Origin of the sequence: Leucobacter sp. NPDC058333 (assembly GCF_042726155.1) — a bacterium.
GTDB lineage: Bacteria > Actinomycetota > Actinomycetes > Actinomycetales > Microbacteriaceae > Leucobacter.
On sequence record NZ_JBHXHV010000002.1, the window covers coordinates 175,053 to 193,339 of the forward strand.

The following is an 18,287-nucleotide window of genomic DNA, read 5'->3' on the forward strand; positions in this document are numbered from 1 at the left end:
CGGAACCCCCTGGCGGCGACAAAAACTCCGTCTCTCAGCTCGTTTTAGGCGGAGTTTCTGTCGCCTCCAGGTTCGCGCAGGCGAGCCAGAGCCAGAGCCAGAGCCAGAGCCAGGCCCGTCAGCGGGCGCTCTCCCGGAACAGCAGCCAGACGAGGTACGCGCCGCCCAGGCAGACGGTCACGGCACCGACCGGCAGCGTGGCGTGCGGCAGCGCGTGCTGAGCAATGAGGTCAGACACCGACAGCAGCAGCGCTCCAACAAGCGCCGCGCCAACGAACTCCGACGACCCGGTTCGCCCAGTGAGGCGTGTCGCAATCGGGGTCGCGGCGAGCGACACGAACGCGATCGGGCCGGCGACGGTCGTAGCGAGGGCCGTCAGCGCGACACCGACCGCGACGACGAAGACCTTGCTCGATTCAACGGGAACCCCGAGCGAGGCTGCCGTGTCGTCGCCGAGTTCGAGTTGCCGCAGACGCCAACTCGCGAGCGGGAGGAGCAACAACATCGGCACGAAGACGACGACGGCCGCGAGCATCACCGGCCACTCGATACCGCCGAGGCTTCCCGCACCCCACACCGCTGCCCGCGCGGCCGCATCCAGATCCGACTTCACGGAGAACCACGTGTTCACCGATGTCAGCATCGCCGACACCGCAATCCCGACGATGATGAGGCGAAACCCGCTCAGCCCCTTCCGAAATGCCAGCAGATAGATGATGGCGGTCGCGATGAGCCCGCCCAGCAACGCACCGGTCGCCTGCAGCGCGAAGCCCGTGCCGCCGAGCATCATCACCACGACGACGCCGGTGTACGCGCCCGTGTTGAGACCGACGATGTCGGGGCTGCCGAGCGGATTACGCGTGAGCGTCTGGAAAATCGCACCGCTCACACCCAAGCACGCCCCGAACAGCACGGCGGCGAGCGCCCGAGGTGCGCGCCACTCGACGACCACCATGCGATCGAGTTCGTCGGCGCCAGGCCCGAACGCGGCGAACACGCGTCCGATATCGAGTTCCCGAGAACCGAGCGCGAGTGCGGCGATCACGCACGCAATGGTGAGGACGGCCAGCACGATGCGCACGGTGAGCGCACGCGGCGACGGCCCCCGACGCAGCTGCGCCGGCCTCGCTGGCCTCGCTAGCCCCGCGGCGCGCGCGACGCCCACCCGGTTCACAGCGACCTCACCCGAGCGCGGCGCACCAACCAGATCAGCACGGGAGCCCCGATAAACACGGTCACGATGCCGACCTGCAGCTCCGCGGGCCACACGATCAGGCGACCGATGATGTCGGCGGACAGCACGAGTACCGGGCCGAGTATCAGAGCAAACGGCAGAATCCAACGCTGGTCCGGGCCGGTGACGAAGCGCACGGCGTGCGGGATCATCAGCCCGACGAATCCAATGGGACCCGCCGCCGCGGTCGCAGCCCCGCAGAGCAGGGTGACCGCGAGCAACCCCACGGTGCGTGTGACGCCGACGCGGGCACCCACCGCACGGGCGAGATCGTCGCCGAGCGCCAGGGCATTCATGCTCGGCGCGGTGGTGAACGCGAGCAAGAGGCCGATGACAATCGCTGGCAGGATCGCGACCACCGTGCCCTCGGGGCGGTCTGCGATCGTCCCGGCACCCCAAAAGCGCATCCGGTCGAATGTCGTGGCGCTCAGGAGCGCGAGGGTCTGTGACACGCCCATGAACACAGCCCCGAGCGCAATTCCGACGAGCGTGAGACGCACGGGCGAGGCGCCGTCCGGCCCTCGCGCGGCAATGCCGTATACGAGCGCAGTGCCTAGCAGGGCGCCGATGAACCCGAGCGGCAAATACTGGTCGATGCGGGTGATGCCGAACGCGGCAACTCCGATGGAGATCGCGAACGCCGCTCCGGCGTTGACCCCCAGGATCCCCGGATCGGCGAGCGGATTGCGCGTGAGTCCCTGAATGAGCGTTCCCGCTACCGCGAGCGCCGCGCCGACCAGCACGCCGAGCACGGTTCTCGGTACGCGCAGCGACACCACGGTCACCGTATCAATGCTGGTGGGGCCATTGACACCGTCGAGTGCGCCCGCGCCCCGTGTCGTGAGCGCCTCCCACACCGCTGCCGGTGGAAGCTGCGCGGAGCCGACGGCGAGGCTCGCGACGCAGACGACACCGAGCAGCAACACCGAAATCGCGAGCCACACAATGCGTAGCGTGCGGCGATGCTGGGTCGCTTGCGGCTGGTGTTGCTGCCGACGGTGGATCACGGCGTCTGCGGAGCGGGCGCCAGTTCTACGCTTTCGACTCCCCAACCCAGCCGGTGGCGCGCCCGCACCACCCACCCGGCCTGCGCTGCGAGTTCGAAAACGGACTCCGGCGAACGATGTGCGGTGCCAATGGTGGCATGGCTCACGAGCGCATCTGCGGCCGAGCGCGATTCGCCGAGCCCGTCGGGGGTGAACTGGTCGATCACCACCGCCCGCGATGCTGACGCCCGCATGGCGGCAAAGAGCTCGCGCACCTCCGTATCGGTGCGGTGTTCCAGATCACAGGCAGCGACGGCGAGATCGTGGCGACTCCACTCCGATGCGAATTCACACCGCGCTGCAGCATCGCTTGCTTCTCGCAGCACCGCGAGCGGCACTGGCTGCGCGACGATGGTGAGTGCCAGCGGTGTCGCGGCGAGTGCATCGCTCACGACGACGGCCCCGGGCCCGGTGATCGCCGCTGTGACGCCCTCGCTCCAAATTGATTGGCTCCGCAGCCCCGTGAGTACGTGCGCGGCCTGAGCGGTATCGTCGACGAGTTCCGCGTATTCGTCGCTATTGCTCACCAGATACTCAAGCAGCGTGCTGCGATGCGTCACCTCCCAGGCCGTTGGGAACCGTGACGCTGGGCGCGACGCTTGGCGCTGCCCGGCGCCGATGCGAAGGGCCGCCGGGAGCGCCGCGAGCGCGAGCATCTGCTCCGCAGCGAGGCCCGTGTATTGCTCTCGCACATGGTCATCGTCCACGAGCAACTCGCCGAGACTGCCGAGCCTGAGCGCATGAGCGCCTTCCTGAGTGTCTTCACCCGCGAACTCCCCCACCGCCGGCGCAATATTCACGAGCACATCGCTCTCAATCAGTACGCGCACGAGCGCGCTGAGCGCTTCAGGGTCGATATCACAGGCGGCCGCAAGCTCGCCTGGACTGATCGTCGCATGGCGCGACCGCGCCGTCGTTTCAGCCACGGAATCGAGCACGCCGGTGAGCAGCGCCGCGCGCACGGCGAACCAGTGCACCGGCTGCGCGGGTAGCGCGCGCACGTCACCGTCGGTGTGGCCTGCGGTGCCGTCGGCGCTGGCGTTGGCATGTGAGGGTTCACCGTCGTCGGGTGTGTGTCTACTGTCACCCAGCAGGACGGGGTCACCCACTACGGCGTTGGCCCCCACGCCACTCGCTGACCTACGATCCTGCGGGGCGTGCCAGTAGCCCGTGATGTTCGTGTGCGACTTCGGCACTCCGATTGCGCGCGCGAATCGACGCACCGCGAGCAGTGACCGGCTTTCGGCGGCCGCCCACACGAACGGTGCGCCGTCCGCAGAATCGGCGAACGCGGCACCGCACGCCTCCGCGACGGCCTCGGCGAGGGCGTCCGGATCACCGGGCTCCGCAATCACCCAGGTCACCTCATCGTCCTCGCGCAGCGCGAACCGCTGCTTCGCAGCGGGATCCGGAACTGCAATGACCGCGTGTACCGGCGCGTTGGACGGCCGCTCCTCGAAGAAGCGGGCGATAGCGGGGAGCGCCGTCTCGTCTCCCGCGAGCAACACCCGGCCGAGGTCTGCGGGAATCACCGTCGACGACTTTGGGCCAGCAAACCAGAGTTCGTCCCCCGGCTTCGCATGCTGCGCCCAAGCCGCTGCCGGCCCGTCGCCGTGCAGTACGAAGTCGAGGTCGAGCTCAAGGCGCTCCGAGTCAAACCGGCGGGGCGTGTAGTCCCTCCCCTGCCTCGTCAGCGACGGTCCCCACTCGATTCCGTGCGCAAGCTGCTTCGGCAGCACAGACCGGACGTCGCCGTCGGCGGCGAAAATCAGCTTCACATGATCATCGAACGCGGGTGTCGCGAACGCGGGCTGCTCGTGCCCAGGCTGCTCGTGGCCGGGCTGCTCGTGCCCAGATTGCTCGTGCCCACCGCTGGTGAAGGCCCCAAGTTGCGCACCGGTGAGCGTGATTCGGCGCATTCGCGGCGTGACGTCGACGACGCGCGCGACCCGCACGCAACGAACGACGAGCGGATGGATGACGAGAGCGTGATGTGCCATTCAGCGACTCCTGGTTCCTGGCTCCTGGATTCCGGCGTGTGGCTACGAGAACTGCTGCTCAATGTCGTCGAGCAGTGCGAGGGCCTCGTCGTAGTCACCGCGCACGCTCCAGTACGGCAGGTCGTAGGCCCGGTCGTCGGCGAAGGCTGGCAGCCCCGCCCACAGCGGGCTCTTACCGAGCGTAGCTACGTCGGTGGTGTCGGTGTTGAAGCCCGTGATGAATAGCGTCGGCACGTCCGCGAGCATCTGCCCCGCCTGCTCCGTCGAGAGTTCCGCCATGTCTCCGCCCGGAGCGTAGGGTTCGAGCTCGTACTTCTCGACGAGCTTCGCTGGTTCGAATCCGACCTCGGCGAGAGCGGTCGGCAGACCGCTGTCTTCGAACAGCAGATACGGGGTGTTGTCGGCGGTGATCGTGAGCACGGCGACGGGCGTTTCTGGCACGGTGATCGCGTCTCGGACTTCGGCGACGCGCGCATCGTAGGCATCGACGGCACTGTCGAAGTCGTCCTCGCGGCCGAGAACGTCGTCCGCGATGAACTCGAACTGCTGCTGCCAGGTGGTCAGCTGCTGGTCCACGACGACGGTGGGCGCGATCTTGGAGAGCTGCTCATAACTGTCGACGGCGAGACCATTCGGCAACCCGACGCCACCGGCGATAATTAGGTCGGGCTCGAGTTCAAGAATCCCCTCAAGGTCGAAGCCATCCATCCCCCAGGTCAAGAACTCTGTGCCGTCCTGGCTAGGCGCGTCACCCCAGAGTTCAGAGAAGGCAGCATCGTGGTCGAAGTCTTCGGAGGTGGTCGCCGCGACCGGCACATCCAGATCGTAGAGGTACCCGGCAAGGGCGTAGTTGAGTACGACGACGCGCTGCGGGTCAGCGGGCACGGTCACGTCGCCCTGCGCGGTCTCAACGACTCGGCTGGAGGAGCCGTTCGACTCCTCGGCCTGCGCGGGTGTATCGGCGTTGGCAGCGCAGCCTGCAAGCAGCAGCGTCGCACCAATCAGGGCTGTTCCGACGAGCACGTTGCCGAGCTTGGGGGCAAATCGGCGGGACCGCAGTTGCATGGTCACTCCTTGTTCCGGTGGTGGGGCAGCCGCGCACTGTCCTGCGACGCGAGGAGTGCGCTACCATCTCACTCGAGGCAGTCTTGTTAGGTAGTACTAACTTTAATCAGACTAAGTCGGTTCCGGATCGTGCCAGGCGCACTAGGGCGACATCGGTTCCGCACTCACACGACATTCGATGAACGGAGACGGGCGTGCTGCGATCCGCGATGCTTGAGGCCGTACCCGAGAACGCGGTCCGCTTCCTCGGGCACGACACGCACGAGCACGATGCGCCGCACCTGATCCACGTCGTCAGCGGAACGGCCGAGGTCAGCGTGGATGGGACGCTGGTTCAACTCGGCCCGCGCGAGAATCTGTGGCTCGCCGCCGGTGTGCCACACGCAGCGCGCTACAGCGCGGACGGGGTGGTGCTCGGGCCACTGCTCGACGCGAAGTGCGCTCCCCCCGAAAGGTTTCGATCACTCGGCGTCGTGCCGCGGCTCTCCGAGATCGCGAGCATCATTCTCGGAGCGTCGCCGCGCACCGATGACCAGATAGCGGTGTTTCGCGGGGCGCTCAGTGAGGTACTACGCGCGCTGAACTCCGACTACTTCGCGCTGCGATTCCCCGCACACCCGATCGCACGCCGTGTCGCGCAGGACGCACGCACGAGCGAACGCACGCTCGAGCAGCTGGCCGTCACTTACGACACGAGCGTGCGTCATCTGCAGCGCCTCTTCCGCGACGAGACGGGCCTGCCCTTTACGCGCTGGCGTGCGCGTGCCCGGCTCAACCTCGCCGTGCGCAGTCTGCACGGAGGCGACGGACTCGCCGCAGCCGCGCACCGAGCCGGATACGCCTCGCGCGCGGGCCTCATCAAGGCGCTCAGCCGAGAAACCGGAGCGTCGCCCCGCGCCCTGGCAACAACCCCGCTGCAAGCCCTCCAACAACCTCGCTAACGCTGGCCCGCCCGGCGAGACCAACCCCGCCGCCGCCGGCCAGCCCGGCGAGGCCAAACCCGGCGGCGACAAAAACTCCGCTTCTCAGCCCGTTTTAGGCGGAGTTTCTGTCGCCTCCAGGGGGCGCGCCGGGGGCGCCGGGGGCGCCAGGGGCCAGCGCGCCGCCTGCGTCCGCTAGACCGCGCAGCAGGATCCGCCGCAGCAGGATCCGGCGTCCGCGTCACCCAGGAGGTTCAAGATCTCGCGAGACTCTGCGTCGGCAAACGATGCAGCGCCCTGCAGCCCAGCGTCGGTGCCGTACGCGGAATCATCCGCCGTCGGCGCAGCCGCCGCCACTGTCGTGCTCTTCTGATCATTCATGTGTGCCTCCGAAAGAACGAATACTGCTGGAATCAACAGCTCAATAACTCAATAACTCACTGCGCGGTCACCGGCGCTTCGCCGCGCTGGAACCCGAGCACCTGCTCAAACACGTTCGCAAACGCGTCCGCTGACTGCGCTCCCGAGACACCGTACTTCTCATCGAGCAAGAAGAACGGTACCCCGTTCACGCCGAGCTGTCGCGCACGCGCAATATCTCGCTGCACCGCTTCGCCGTACATTTCATCGTTCAAAGCGGCGCGCACCTCGTCGGGGTCGAGCCCCGCTTCGGCACCGAGTCGGGCGAGCGCGTCGGCGTCCGACATGTCTTCCCCCTCAGCGAAGTACGCGCGGAACAAGCGCTCCTGCACGGGCGCCTGCAGGCCGCGATCCTTCGCGAGGTGCAGCACCCGGTGCGCGCGCTGCGTGTTCGCGTGCTTCACATCGTGGAATCCGAATTCGAGGCCCTCTGACGCGCCGAGCTCCGTCATCTGGCCGAGCATCTGCTCGACCTGCGGCGCTGGCATGCCCTTGTGGCGCACAAGAAAGTCGACCTCGCTACCGGCGAAGTCGATGGGAGTGTCAGGCGCGAGCTCGAAACTGTGGCTCTCAACCTCGACGGCAACGTCGGGGTGCTCCTCCACGAAGGCCGCGACCGCAGCGTCGAACCGGTGCTTTCCGATGTAGCACCACGGGCAGGCAATGTCAGACCAAATGTCGACGCGAATTGTTTCACTCACACAGAGTGCAGCGCCGAGCGGCCCCGCAGTATTCCCGGTCCGGATCAGCGCGTCGCGCGTGCCGCAGCAGCCGTCACACGACCCGAGCGCCTGGCACGGGGCCCGAGACGGTGAGCGCGCGGAAGCCGCGCCGCCCGAGCACGGCGCGCAGCTCAGCAGCCTCCTGCGGTGTGCCGACCAGAAAGGCAATCGTGGGGCCAGATCCAGAAACGATCCCAGCGAGCGCTCCCCGCGACTCCCCCAGCTCCAGAATTTCAGTGAGCTCTGGTGCGAGCTTTAGCGCCGCAACCTGCAGGTCGTTGTGCATCGCGTCAGCGAGCGAGTCGGCGTCGCCCGTGCGCACCGCCTGCAGCACTGCGGTCTCGACCTTGACGAGGTCGGGCTGACGGCCGAGCGCACTGACGTGCGTATCGCGGTGCGCGTCGAGCGTGCGGTAGACGACGGGCGTACTGAGACCCGCGTCCGAGAGCGCAAGCACCCAGTGGAAATCACCGGTTGCGAGCGCCGGGCTCAGCTCGTCCCCGCGGCCGGTACCAACGGCGGTGCCGCCCTCGAGCGCGAACGGCACGTCGGCTCCGAGTTCGGCGGCGAGCGGCAGCAAGCCCGAACGCCCGAGCCCGGTTCCCCACAGTTCATCGCAGGCAACGAGCGTCGCCGCAGCGTCCGCGGAGCCGCCGCCCATACCGCCAGCAATCGGGACGCGCTTCAGCACCGTCAGCGCGACTCCCCCGACATAACCCGTGCGCTTCGCGAGCAGTTTCGCGGCGGCGAGCGCAAGATTCGAGTCATCTCGGGGTAACCCCGCCGAGTCGACGGGGCCGACGAACTGGATGGAAAAATCATCGGCTGCCGTCGCGGTGACCTCTTCGAACAGGGAGACAGCTTGGTAGAGGGAGGCCACGTCATGGTAGCCGTCATCTTGGAGCGCGCCGACGCGAAAGAATACGTTGATCTTGCCCGGTGCACGCACCGTAACCGGGCCCCCTCGGCTCCTACCCATAGTCCTACGCTAGCGCACCGCGCATTCCCCACAGGCAGTCACCGCAACAGGAGTTCGTTAGTTGACATCCATCAACTAAGTGATATGGTTGATCCTCGTCAACAGTTGATCTAGATCAACCGTCGCCGTGCCCCCACGGCGCGACCCGCAGCACACAGAAATAGGAATTCATGTCTCACCCCGCATCCGCGCACACGGAGCCAGCGAAGATGACGCACCGTCAGGTACTCGAGGCGCTCTCGGGCCTCCTCCTCGGTATGTTCGTCTCGATGCTGGCCTCGACCGTTGTGTCGAGCTCGCTCCCCGTCATCATCCACGACCTCGAAGGCGACCAGGCTGCGTACACCTGGGTCGTCACCGCGACGCTGCTCACCACGGCGATCTCGACCCCCATCTGGGGCAAGCTCTCTGACCTCTTCAACCGCAAGGTACTGTTCCAGCTCGCGATCGGCATCTTCGTGCTCGCCACCGCAGCCGCGGGATTCTCGCAGGACCCCGGCACGATGATCGCGTTCCGCGCAGTACAGGGTATCGGGGCCGGCGGTCTCGCGGCCCTCAGTCAGGTCATCATGGCCGACATCATCAGCCCGCGCGAGCGCGGCCGGTACATGGGTCTCTTCGGTGCCGTCATGGCACTGTCGACCGTCGGCGGCCCGCTGCTCGGCGGCGTTATCACCGACTCGATCAACTGGCGCTGGAACTTCTTCATCGCGCTCCCGTTCGCCGTCGTGGCGCTCTTCATTGTGCAGAAGACGCTGCACCTACCGAAGCGGCCCGCGAAGCGCTCGAGCATCGACTACTTCGGGATCGTGCTGCTCTCGGTCGCCGTCTCGCTGCTGCTCATCTGGGTCACCAACGCTGGCCGTGATTACGACTGGTGGAGCCTCACCACGATTCTGATGGTGGGCGGCGCGATTGTCGCGGCGATCCTCTTCGTCATCGTCGAGCTGCGCTCCAAAGAGCCGCTCATTCCACTCACGCTGTTCCGCAGCCGCACCTTCACCCTCGCAGTCGTCGCATCCATCGCGACCGGTATCGCGATGTTTGGCTCCTCCGTATTCTTGAGCCAGTACATGCAGCTCTCGCGGGGCGCAACGCCGACGCAGGCCGGCATCATGACCATTCCGATGATCGCGGGTCTGCTACTCGCGTCGATCGGCGTGGGCGGGCTCATCACGAAGTACGGCAAGTGGAAGCCCTTCCTCATCGTTGGCGGCGTCCTGCTGATCGCCGGCTCGACCCTGCTGTCGACGATTCACTACGACACAAACTTCGCGCTGGTGTCGCTCTACATGTTCCTGCTCGGCGCGGGCGTCGGTATGACGATGCAGAACCTCGTGCTCGTCGTGCAGAACACGGCTGACCCGTCGCAGATCGGCGTCACGAGCTCGGGAGTGACGTTCTTCCGTAGCCTGGGCGGCACGATCGGCGTCTCGGTCATGGGTGCCGCACTCGCCAACAAGGTGAGCGACCTCATGGGATCAGATTCGGTGATCGCTGATATGGGCGCCGCGATTCAGTCCCTCGGCAAAGAGGGCGCAGCGGTTGCCGCGCAGTTGAAGACGGGCGCACTGCCCGAGGTGTCATCGATGCCGGAGGCGATCCGCGTGATCATCGAGGACGTGTACGCCCAGGGCATCTCGCACTCGTTCCTGATCGCCGTTCCGTTCGCGGTGCTCAGCCTCATCGCGATCATCTTCCTGCCGAACACGCCGCTCACCAGCATGACGAACACCGAGCGTGCGCACGCCTCGGAGGCCGACCTGGCGACGGTGTCGACCGCAGAAGGTATGGCCGTGCTGACCGCCACCGGGAGCATCCCGGTGGTGGGCGGCGACGCACCGCGCCGGTCGAGCGAAAAGTAACCGAGATGACATCCCACACGGCGTCGTCCCCCGTTGCCCCCCGCGGCAACGGGGGCGGCGCCCGCTCGCTCGCGTTCGAGGACCTCGAGCACGAGTTCGAAACGCTGTTCAATGAGTTCCGCCGCTCGGCGCTGGCGAATGCCGCGCAGGTCAGCGAGGGCATGCTCCCCGGCGCCTACAAGGTGCTGACCACCATCGCACGGCTGTCGAGCGCGACCCTCTCCGAGCTCACCGAGTTGATGATGATCGACAAGGGTCAGATGAGCCGCACCATTCGCGAGCTGGAGGAGCGCGGCCTCATAGACCGCACGCCAGATCCGCAAGACGGTCGCTCCGTGCGAATCTCCCTGAGCACATTCGGCGCCGAACGACTCGCCGCCACACGTGGCGAAAAAGAGCACGAGCTACGAGACGCAATGGCGAGCTGGTCGGTCAGCGACATCGTGAAGTTCACCGAGCTACTGCACGCCCTCTCTCGGGGACTCACGCCGTAGCTTTACGATGTGCGCGCTACTCCGGGTACTGAACGGACGCGCGCGCAATCGCGAGAAACTCGTCGATCGACAACTGTTCGGCGCGCGCTTCTGGGTGTGCCCCCGCCGCGGTCACGATCGCCACTGTCCGGTCGAATCCGCCGAGCACCGGTTGTAGCGCCTGCCGCAGCATCTTGCGCCGCTGGGCAAACGCGGCGTTCACGAGATCGAACGTGAGCCGCCGCTCATCCTCAGAACCGATAGCTTCTGCGCGCCGCTCGTACCCGACGAGCACCGAGTCCACTCCGGGAACCGGCCAGAAGATCTTGCGGCTCACCGTGCCCGCAATGCGCCAGGGCCCGTACCAGGCAGCCTTGGCGCTGGGCGATCCGTACTCTTTCGATCCGGGCTGCGCGGCAATCCGGTGCCCCACTTCCGACTGCACCATCACGAGTCCGCCTCGCAGTGACGGCAGCAGTTCAAGCAGGTGCATCAGGATCGGCACCGACACGTTGTATGGCAGATTCGCCACGAGCAGGGCGGGGTCGCCGCCGGTGACGAAGTCTGCGGCGCTCACCTCAAGCGCGTCGCTGCGCACGACGCCGAGACGCGGGTGCTCGGCATCGGCGAACACGTCTGGCTGCATAGCTCGGACCGTTGCAGGCAACTCGGCCGCGAGCCGGTGATCGATCTCGACCGCGGTCACGGCGGCACCCGCCTCGGTGAGTCCGAGTGTGAGGGATCCCAGTCCGGGGCCGACCTCGACGACTCGGTCGTCGCGTTGCACGCCAGCGAGGCGCACTATCTTGCGCACGGTGTTCGGGTCGATCACGAAGTTCTGGCCGAGCTTTTTTGTCGGCGAAACGCCCAGGCGCTCGGCGAGCTCCCGGACCTGGGCGGGCCCCAGCAGGGCCGCAGCCTCGCGAATTTCGTCACTCACGCGGCATCCTCGGTGAGTTCTTCATCCCACGAGCCGTACACACGCTCGGTGTTTGCGGCGAGCTGTGCACACACCTCGTCGAGCGGGCGACCAAGCGTCTCGGCCAGCCTGCGCACCGTGTAAGGCATCAGGTAGGGCGCGTTCGGGCGACCGCGGAACGGTTCGGGCGTCAAGAACGGCGCGTCCGTCTCAATGAGCAGCAGCTCTGGCTTCGTGGCGACGATCGCCTCGCGCAGTGTTGGGGCATTCTTGAATGTCGACGGACCGGCAACCGAAACGTACCAGCCGTGCTCGTTGCAGAGGCGAGCAAGGCGCGCGTCTCCCGAGAAGCAGTGGAACACGGTGCGCTCGGGGGCACCGACGCGCAGCAGCGTCGCGACGACTTCATCGTGCGCGTCCCGATCGTGAATCTGCAGGGCGATGCCGTTCGACTTCGCAATCTCGATGTGCGCTTCGAACGACTCGATCTGGGCCTCGCGACCGTCTTCGCCGGTGCGGAAGAAGTCGAGGCCGGTCTCACCGATCGCGCGCACGCGGGGCTCCGCCGCGAGACGGGAAATCTCTGACAGCTGCTCGCAGAGCAGGCCTTGCTCCGCGACGCGCGGCGCCTCGTTCGGGTGCAGCGCGACCGCCGCGAGCACACGCGGGTCACTCGCTGCGAGCTGGGCACTCCAACGACTCGTCTCCAAGTCAGTGCCGACCTGCACCACTCCGCGCACACCGACGCGCTCGGCGCGATCCAGCGATTCGAGCGGATCGAGCTGGTCGACGCCGTCTTCGAACTCGAGGTGCGTGTGATTGTCGTAAACGGGCACCGAGAGCGGCTCGGGCGGTTCTGGGCGGGTCAGATCACGCCCGCCAGCGCTCGTGCGCGTGCGGAGCCCACCGGGCGGAACGGCCGCTGCAGCGTCACTCACTTGCTCGACTCGTCCGTTTCGATCCGCGGGAAGAGCACGGCGAGCGCGTGCTGTTCGGCACCCGGCGCAAGCTTGCCCCACACGGCGGCTTCACGGATCGGCTGATCGTCGAGTGCGCCGATAGTCGCCTCGGCGCCAAGTGCCGCCCACAGCTTCGTCGTGGCGATCGGCACCACCGGCGCAAGCAGCTCTGCAAGTACGCGCAGGCCCTCGGTCGCGGTGTAGAGCACGGTACCGAGGCGCGACCGCTGGTCAGCGCTCTTGGCAAGCACCCACGGTTCCTGCTCCGTGATGTACCCGTTCAGCGCGTCGACGAGTTCCCAAACGGCAGCGATCGCCTCGTGAATCGCGAATGCGTCAATCCGCTCATCCGCACGACTCGCCACAGACTCGGCGAGCTCGCGGATGGCGGCGTCGGCGGGGAGCTCTTCGCCCGCCTCGGGCACGCGTGACTCAAAGTATTTCGCGTTCATTGCGAGCACCCGACTGGCCAGGTTGCCAAAGCCATTCGCGAGCTCCGCCTGGTACCGGGCAGCGAGATCTTCCCAGCTGAACGAGCCATCGTGACCGAACGAGATCGCACGCATGAAGTAGTAGCGGAACGCGTCGGACCCAAACGTGTCCGTGATTTCGTTCGGCGCGATGCCCGTGAGCTTCGACTTCGACATCTTCTCGCCGCCAACGAGCAGCCAGCCGTGAGCGAAGACGTGATTCGGCACCTCAAGTCCGGCCGCCATCAGCATGGCGGGCCAGATCACGGCGTGGAAGCGCAAGATGTCTTTGCCGACGAGGTGATTGGCTGGCCAGCGGCGAGCGAACTCCTCATCGTCTTGCCCGTACCCAATCGCCGTGACGTAGTTCAGCAGCGCGTCAAACCAGACGTAGGTGACGTGTGATGAGTCCCACGGAATCGGGATGCCCCAGTCGAACGAGGTGCGCGAGATCGACAGGTCTTCAAGCCCCTGCTGCACGAACGCGATGACTTCGTTGCGTGCGCTTGCGGGCTGCACGAAGTCGGGGCGCTCCTCGTAAAGTGCGAGCAGGCGATCCTGGAACGCGCTCATCTTGAAGAAGTAGTTCTTCTCCTGAAGCAGCTCGAGCGGCTTTGAGTGGATCGCGCAGACCTTCTGGCCCTCGAACTCACCCGTGCCGTCGACGATCTCGCTCTTCGGCTTGAACTCCTCGCACCCGACGCAGTACAGCGCCTCGAATTCACCGGCGTAGACGTGGCCGTCGTCGTGCAACTTCTGCAGAAACTTCGCTACGCCCTCCTCGTGGCGCGCATCGGTCGTGCGAATGAAGTCATCGTTTGAGATGTCGATGAGGTCGAGCAGCGGCTTCCAGGCCGACTCAACGAGGCGGTCAGCCCACTCCTTGGGGGCGACGCCGTTCGCGGTCGCGGTGCGCAAAATTTTCTGGCCGTGCTCGTCCGTCCCCGTCAAGAACCAGGTGTCGTCACCGGCCTGACGGTGCCAGCGAGCGAGCACATCGGCGGCTACTTCGGTGTAGGCGTGTCCGATATGCGGGGCGTCGTTGACGTAAAAGATGGGAGTCGTCAAGAAAAACGAGGAGGGGTTGGCCATGGACTCCATTCTATTGGGAACCCGGCGTCGAACTGGCCGTGTGACGGCCCCGCTGCTACTCCCCCGATGCGACGACGACCTCCGGCTCGTGGCGCACCGGAAAGTTGACCGAATTCGCGATAAAGCAGGCCTCGTACGCGTCCGCATGCGCGGCACGCGCCGCCTCGACCATCGACTCGTCGGCAACGGTGACCCGCGGCCGCAGCACGACCTCTTCAAAGGCGCCGCCGATCCCGCGCTGCCGCATCACGCCCGTGGCCGCGTCGGTGTAGGCCGTGACGACGACCCCCGCGCGCACAGCCATGTGCAGGTACGACAGCATGTGGCACTGGGCGAGCGCCGAAACGAGCAGCTCCTCGGGGTTCCAGCGGTCCCGATCCCCGTGGAACGTCGGATCTGCCGACCCCTCAAGCGCCGGCTTGCCATCGGCGTGGATCAACAGCTGGCGGCCGTACTCGCGATATCCGCTCGTTCCGGTGCCGCGGTTGCCTGCCCACTCGATGCCGATGCGGTACTCGTGCAGATCCTTCATGCGTCCACCCTAGACCGGGAGGCGACAGTGCGCGGTGCGCATGGCTGGGACGTGCCCCAGGGGCGTGCGGCAGGAGCATCGCGAGGCGAGAGTAGGATCGAGACCATGAGTTCAGCGACCAGCACCGTAGCAGTCAGCACCGAATCTTCCGTTCCGCAGGAGCGACTCGTCCGCACCGCGATTCCCGGCCCGCGCTCGCGCGAGATCCATGCACGACGTCAGGCCGTCGTACCCCCCGGCGTGCACAGTGTGCTGCCCGTGTACATCGAGCGTGCGCACGACTCGATTCTCGTCGATGTCGACGGGAACCAGATCATTGACGTCTGCGGTGGCATCGGCGTCACCACGATCGGCCATACCGACGACCGCGTCGTGGCCGCCGCCACCGCGCAGTTGCAGAGCGTGACCCACACACTGTTCACGATGACGCCGTACGAGCCCTACGTGCAGGTCGCCGAGCACCTCGCGAAGCACGTACCCGGTTCGACAGAGGCGGCGCCCTACAAGACGCTGCTCATGAACTCGGGCGCCGAGGCCGTTGAAAACGGTGTCAAGATCGCGCGCAAGTTCACGGGACGCCCGGGCGTCGCGGTGCTTGAGCACGCCTACCACGGCCGCACCCTGCTCACGAGCAGCATGAACCACAAGGCTGCGCCGTACGCGCTCGGCTACGGTCCGCGTGCTGGCGACATCTACAAGGCGCCAAACTCCTACCCGCTGCACGATGGTTTGACCGGCACCGAAGCCGCGGCCCGCACCATTGCCTACCTTGAGAAGCAGGCAGGGGCGTCAGACCTCGCGTGCCTCGTCGTCGAACCCATCCAGGGCGAGGGCGGCTTCATTGTTCCGGCCGACGGCTTCCTTCCGGCGCTCGCCGAGTGGTGCCGTGACAACGGCGTCGTGTTCATCGCCGATGAGGTGCAGGCGGGCATGGCGCGCACCGGCACCGTGTTCTCGATTGAGCAGTTTGGCGTGATTCCCGACATCGTGCTCTCGGCCAAGGGCATCGCGGGCGGCCTGCCGCTCGCTGGCATTACCGGCCGCGCCGACATCATGGACGTGTCGCAGCCCGGTGGGCTCGGCGGAACCTTCGGCGGCAACCCCGTCTCGTGCGCCGCGGCCGTTGCCGTGTTCGAGCAGATCGAGGCGCTCGATCTGCTCGCCGAAGCGCGCCGCATCGAGTCGACGTTTGGTGGCGGCCTGCGCGAACTGCAGCAGCAGTTCCCGGCGATCGCCGAGGTGCGCGGTGTGGGGGCGATGCTCGCAATCGAGCTGACGCGCCCCGGCACGCTCGAGCCCGACGTTGACCTCGTCGCGCGCGTGATCGCCGAGGCGGCTGAGCGCGGCGTGCTGCTCTTGAGCAGCGGCGTACACAACCAGGCGATCCGCTTCCTGCCGTCACTCAAGATGACCGACGCGATCATCGCCGACGTGTTGACGGTGCTGCAGGAGTCATTCGCCGCCGCCACGGTGTAGCACGGCCGCTCGCGCGGTCGTCGCCCCGCCGCTCGCGAGGCGGCTCGCTCGCTGACCGCCCCTGCCCTCGTCGAACCCCTTCTCCGTCACCGAACCCCTTCGCCGAACACGCAATTGGCGTAGGGGTTCGGCGGCAACGGAGGGACTCGGCGACACCCGAGGGGCTCTGCGACGACAGAGCCCTCGTCGGCACCGGCAAAGCGTGCGCTAGGCCTGCTCTGACTTCGGTGGTGCCCCCGGAAGGATTACCGGCTCGATGTCGGCGTCCTCGTCGCAGGGAACCTGGTCCGAGTCCGGTTGATCCGGCGCCGTGTGTTCGGTCTTGACGCTCTCGGGTGCGTTCGCAGTCGTCGCATCGGCGGAAGCATCAAGCGACTGGGCCGGAGTGTCGCTCGGCGACGCATCACTGGCACCGGTCGGCACCGGAGACGGCGCCGTGTCGGTGATTTCGATGCCGGACCCGGCCAGGCTGCCCGTATCGATCACATCGCCGACCGCGTGCACGTCAATGACGACCACGGTGACGTTATCGCGCCCGGCGTTTTCGAGCGCGTGGCTCACCAGGGCCCGCGCTGCGCCCTCGGCCGTAGGCTCTGTCGCGAGGAAGTGCTGGATACCGATATCGGTCAGCTCTTTGGTCAGTCCGTCCGAGCAGATCAGGATGCGCTGCCCGGGAATCAACGCGAGTGACGTGTAGTCGGGAATAGGCGCCTCGTTGAAACCCACCGCGCGCGTGATGACGTTCGCGTGAGGGTGAACCTCGGCCTCTTCTTCAGTGATTGCGCCGGTGTCAATGAGGTGCTGCACCACTGAGTGATCGACGGTGATCTGGCTCAGTGCACCCTTGAAATACTGGTAGACCCTGGAGTCGCCAATGTTAAACACGCGCCAGGTGGGCTCAGCGTCGGTGCCGAGCACCACACCGGTCACCGTGGTTCCGGCACCCAGCTCCGTATCGCCCGCGTCAAGTTCAATATCGTCGACGGCATCGCCGAGCGTTTCGTCAATGTCTTCTTGGGTGACGAGTGCTTTGCCACCGAGTTCGGCAAGCCGTCGCACGACCGCTGCCGAAGCGATCTCGCCGGCGGAGTGCCCGCCCATGCCATCGGCGATGGCGAACACCGGGGGCGCCGTGACATAGCTGTCCTGGTTTTTTTCACGTCGCCGACCCACATCGGTCAGCGCGTACCACGAGAGTTCAAGCTCGAGATCGCCTCCGGCGCGGTAGTTCAGCCGACGCCGAACACCGTTCTCTCCGCGAGCCGTCACAGCTTCCCTCTCTTCGACACCGTAGCCATATTACCCTGCATCCGTTTGTAGCGAGGACCCCGGGGCCGGCGCACCGTGATCGGTCACGAGCGTAACCACGCGGCGCTCCGGATCCGCCTGCATATCAAGGCCTTCCTGACCGGCCCACGCCAATAGCGCGTCGATCCCGGCGATGTTGGCCTGAGAATTCGCGAGCCGCCGCACGAGGTCGCCCTTGGCGGACTTGTTGAAGTGGTTGAGAGCGCGCACCTCGCCGTCCGGCCCGCGCTGCACCACGTGCAGAAACCAGCCAACGCCCTCGGGCAGCGGAGCGAGCGCGCCGTAGTCTTGGGACCGCAGGTCGAGCACGAATTCAGCGGCTTCAGCCCAGGGAATCTCAGCGTGTGCCGCGCTCCAGATGCGTTTGAGCGGCGTCTTCAGCTCAGGCAGCCGCGCGCTCGCCGAAAGCCGGTAGGCGGGAATCTTGTCGCCAGCGCCAATAATGCCGAAGAGCGCCGACTGCACGGCGACATGGGTGTCGAGCCAGGCACGCGATTCAGGGTCGAGTGAGGCCACGTCGAGGGCGTCATAGAGCACGCCCGTATACCGCTCGATCGCGGGCAGAACACCGCTCTCCCCCAGCCGCAAATTGTGGGCGAGCTCGCCGCGGTTCTTCACCCCGAGTTTGAGCGTTTTCGCCGCGGCTGCTTCGTCTTCGCTGAGCGTTTCGAGCGCTTCACGCACACGACTCCGAAGACCGGTGAGTTCCGCCGCATAGCGCAGCCGAGTCGGATCAAAGGCTCCGGTGCCACCAGAGCGCTTCGTCTCAGACGGGGGCAGGAGGAGAAGCATGCAACGCTTTCTGTG

17 protein-coding genes are annotated in these 18,287 nt (G+C 66.4%); 4 read left to right on the top strand and 13 right to left on the bottom strand.

Annotation, left to right across the window (positions count from 1 at the left end):
- Positions 1 to 118 precede the first annotated feature (118 nt).
- Genes ACFWHR_RS08685 through ACFWHR_RS08700 form a run of 4 tightly spaced genes read right to left on the bottom strand, consistent with a single transcriptional unit; the run spans position 119 to position 5,345 of the window.
- Complete coding sequence (locus tag ACFWHR_RS08685; protein WP_382447903.1) at positions 119 to 1,174, bottom strand: FecCD family ABC transporter permease; 1,056 nt, start codon at positions 1,172 to 1,174, stop codon at positions 119 to 121.
- Complete coding sequence (locus ACFWHR_RS08690; protein ID WP_382447904.1) at positions 1,171 to 2,241, bottom strand: FecCD family ABC transporter permease; 1,071 nt, start codon at positions 2,239 to 2,241, stop codon at positions 1,171 to 1,173. Before ACFWHR_RS08690 ends, ACFWHR_RS08685 begins: the two co-directional genes overlap by 4 nt.
- Complete coding sequence (locus ACFWHR_RS08695) at positions 2,238 to 4,280, bottom strand: siderophore-interacting protein (RefSeq protein WP_382447905.1); 2,043 nt, start codon at positions 4,278 to 4,280, stop codon at positions 2,238 to 2,240. The genes ACFWHR_RS08690 and ACFWHR_RS08695 overlap by 4 nt, the downstream gene beginning before the upstream one ends.
- Before the next feature lie 42 nt (positions 4,281 to 4,322).
- Complete coding sequence (locus tag ACFWHR_RS08700; protein WP_382447906.1) at positions 4,323 to 5,345, bottom strand: ABC transporter substrate-binding protein; 1,023 nt, start codon at positions 5,343 to 5,345, stop codon at positions 4,323 to 4,325.
- Positions 5,346 to 5,539: 194 nt separating this feature from the next.
- Here ACFWHR_RS08700 and ACFWHR_RS08705 point away from each other — a divergent pair, with 194 nt between their 5' ends.
- Entirely contained in the window at positions 5,540 to 6,286 is a 747-nt protein-coding gene (locus ACFWHR_RS08705; RefSeq protein ID WP_382447907.1) for a helix-turn-helix domain-containing protein, read from the top strand.
- 174 nt (positions 6,287 to 6,460) lie between these two features.
- Here ACFWHR_RS08705 and ACFWHR_RS08710 read toward each other — a convergent pair whose 3' ends face one another.
- The 3 genes from ACFWHR_RS08710 to ACFWHR_RS08720 all read right to left on the bottom strand — a co-directional run bounded on the left by ACFWHR_RS08710 (position 6,461) and on the right by ACFWHR_RS08720 (position 8,386).
- Positions 6,461 to 6,646: a hypothetical protein gene (locus ACFWHR_RS08710; protein WP_382447908.1), complete on the bottom strand. Its 186-nt coding sequence runs from the start codon at positions 6,644 to 6,646 to the stop codon at positions 6,461 to 6,463.
- Positions 6,647 to 6,702: 56 nt separating this feature from the next.
- Positions 6,703 to 7,386, bottom strand: coding sequence for a DsbA family oxidoreductase (locus ACFWHR_RS08715; protein ID WP_382447909.1), 684 nt, complete (start codon positions 7,384 to 7,386; stop codon positions 6,703 to 6,705).
- 73 nt (positions 7,387 to 7,459) lie between these two features.
- The gene (locus ACFWHR_RS08720) at positions 7,460 to 8,386 is read right to left on the bottom strand and encodes a 4-(cytidine 5'-diphospho)-2-C-methyl-D-erythritol kinase (RefSeq protein WP_382447910.1); all 927 of its coding nucleotides are present in this window, start codon (positions 8,384 to 8,386) and stop codon (positions 7,460 to 7,462) included.
- 170 nt (positions 8,387 to 8,556) lie between these two features.
- On the opposite strand from ACFWHR_RS08720, the gene ACFWHR_RS08725 reads away from it, so the two are divergent.
- Together ACFWHR_RS08725 and ACFWHR_RS08730 are read left to right on the top strand one after the other, a co-directional pair.
- A complete protein-coding gene (locus tag ACFWHR_RS08725) occupies positions 8,557 to 10,251 on the top strand; it encodes an MDR family MFS transporter (protein ID WP_382447911.1) in 1,695 nt (564 codons plus the stop codon).
- A 5-nt stretch (positions 10,252 to 10,256) separates the two neighbouring features.
- The gene (locus ACFWHR_RS08730; RefSeq protein ID WP_382447912.1) at positions 10,257 to 10,745 is read left to right on the top strand and encodes a MarR family winged helix-turn-helix transcriptional regulator; all 489 of its coding nucleotides are present in this window, start codon (positions 10,257 to 10,259) and stop codon (positions 10,743 to 10,745) included.
- Positions 10,746 to 10,761: 16 nt separating this feature from the next.
- Here ACFWHR_RS08730 and rsmA read toward each other — a convergent pair whose 3' ends face one another.
- From rsmA to ACFWHR_RS08750, 4 genes are read right to left on the bottom strand one after another with little or no spacing between them, the layout of a single operon-like run.
- Positions 10,762 to 11,664: a 16S rRNA (adenine(1518)-N(6)/adenine(1519)-N(6))-dimethyltransferase RsmA gene (gene rsmA, locus ACFWHR_RS08735; protein ID WP_382447913.1), complete on the bottom strand. Its 903-nt coding sequence runs from the start codon at positions 11,662 to 11,664 to the stop codon at positions 10,762 to 10,764.
- On the bottom strand, positions 11,661 to 12,581 hold the full coding sequence (locus ACFWHR_RS08740) for a TatD family hydrolase (protein WP_382447914.1): 921 nt from the start codon (positions 12,579 to 12,581) through the stop codon (positions 11,661 to 11,663). The genes rsmA and ACFWHR_RS08740 overlap by 4 nt, the downstream gene beginning before the upstream one ends.
- Positions 12,578 to 14,164, bottom strand: coding sequence for a methionine--tRNA ligase (gene metG / locus ACFWHR_RS08745; RefSeq protein ID WP_382447915.1), 1,587 nt, complete (start codon positions 14,162 to 14,164; stop codon positions 12,578 to 12,580). Before metG ends, ACFWHR_RS08740 begins: the two co-directional genes overlap by 4 nt.
- A 55-nt stretch (positions 14,165 to 14,219) precedes the next feature.
- Positions 14,220 to 14,696 (bottom strand): OsmC family protein, encoded by a 477-nt coding sequence (locus tag ACFWHR_RS08750; protein WP_382447916.1) that lies wholly within the window; start codon positions 14,694 to 14,696, stop codon positions 14,220 to 14,222.
- A 105-nt stretch (positions 14,697 to 14,801) separates the two neighbouring features.
- Here ACFWHR_RS08750 and ACFWHR_RS08755 point away from each other — a divergent pair, with 105 nt between their 5' ends.
- On the top strand, positions 14,802 to 16,172 hold the full coding sequence (locus tag ACFWHR_RS08755; protein WP_382447917.1) for an aminotransferase class III-fold pyridoxal phosphate-dependent enzyme: 1,371 nt from the start codon (positions 14,802 to 14,804) through the stop codon (positions 16,170 to 16,172).
- A 207-nt stretch (positions 16,173 to 16,379) separates the two neighbouring features.
- On the opposite strand, the gene ACFWHR_RS08760 is transcribed toward ACFWHR_RS08755, so the two are convergent.
- Positions 16,380 to 17,441 carry a PP2C family protein-serine/threonine phosphatase gene (locus tag ACFWHR_RS08760; protein ID WP_382447918.1) on the bottom strand — a complete coding sequence of 354 codons (1,062 nt, stop codon included), beginning with the start codon at positions 17,439 to 17,441 and terminating at the stop codon, positions 16,380 to 16,382.
- A gap of 30 nt (positions 17,442 to 17,471) precedes the next feature.
- Positions 17,472 to 18,272, bottom strand: a complete 801-nt coding sequence (locus ACFWHR_RS08765) for a YaaA family protein (protein ID WP_382447919.1) — start codon at positions 18,270 to 18,272, stop codon at positions 17,472 to 17,474.
- Positions 18,273 to 18,287 lie beyond the last annotated feature (15 nt).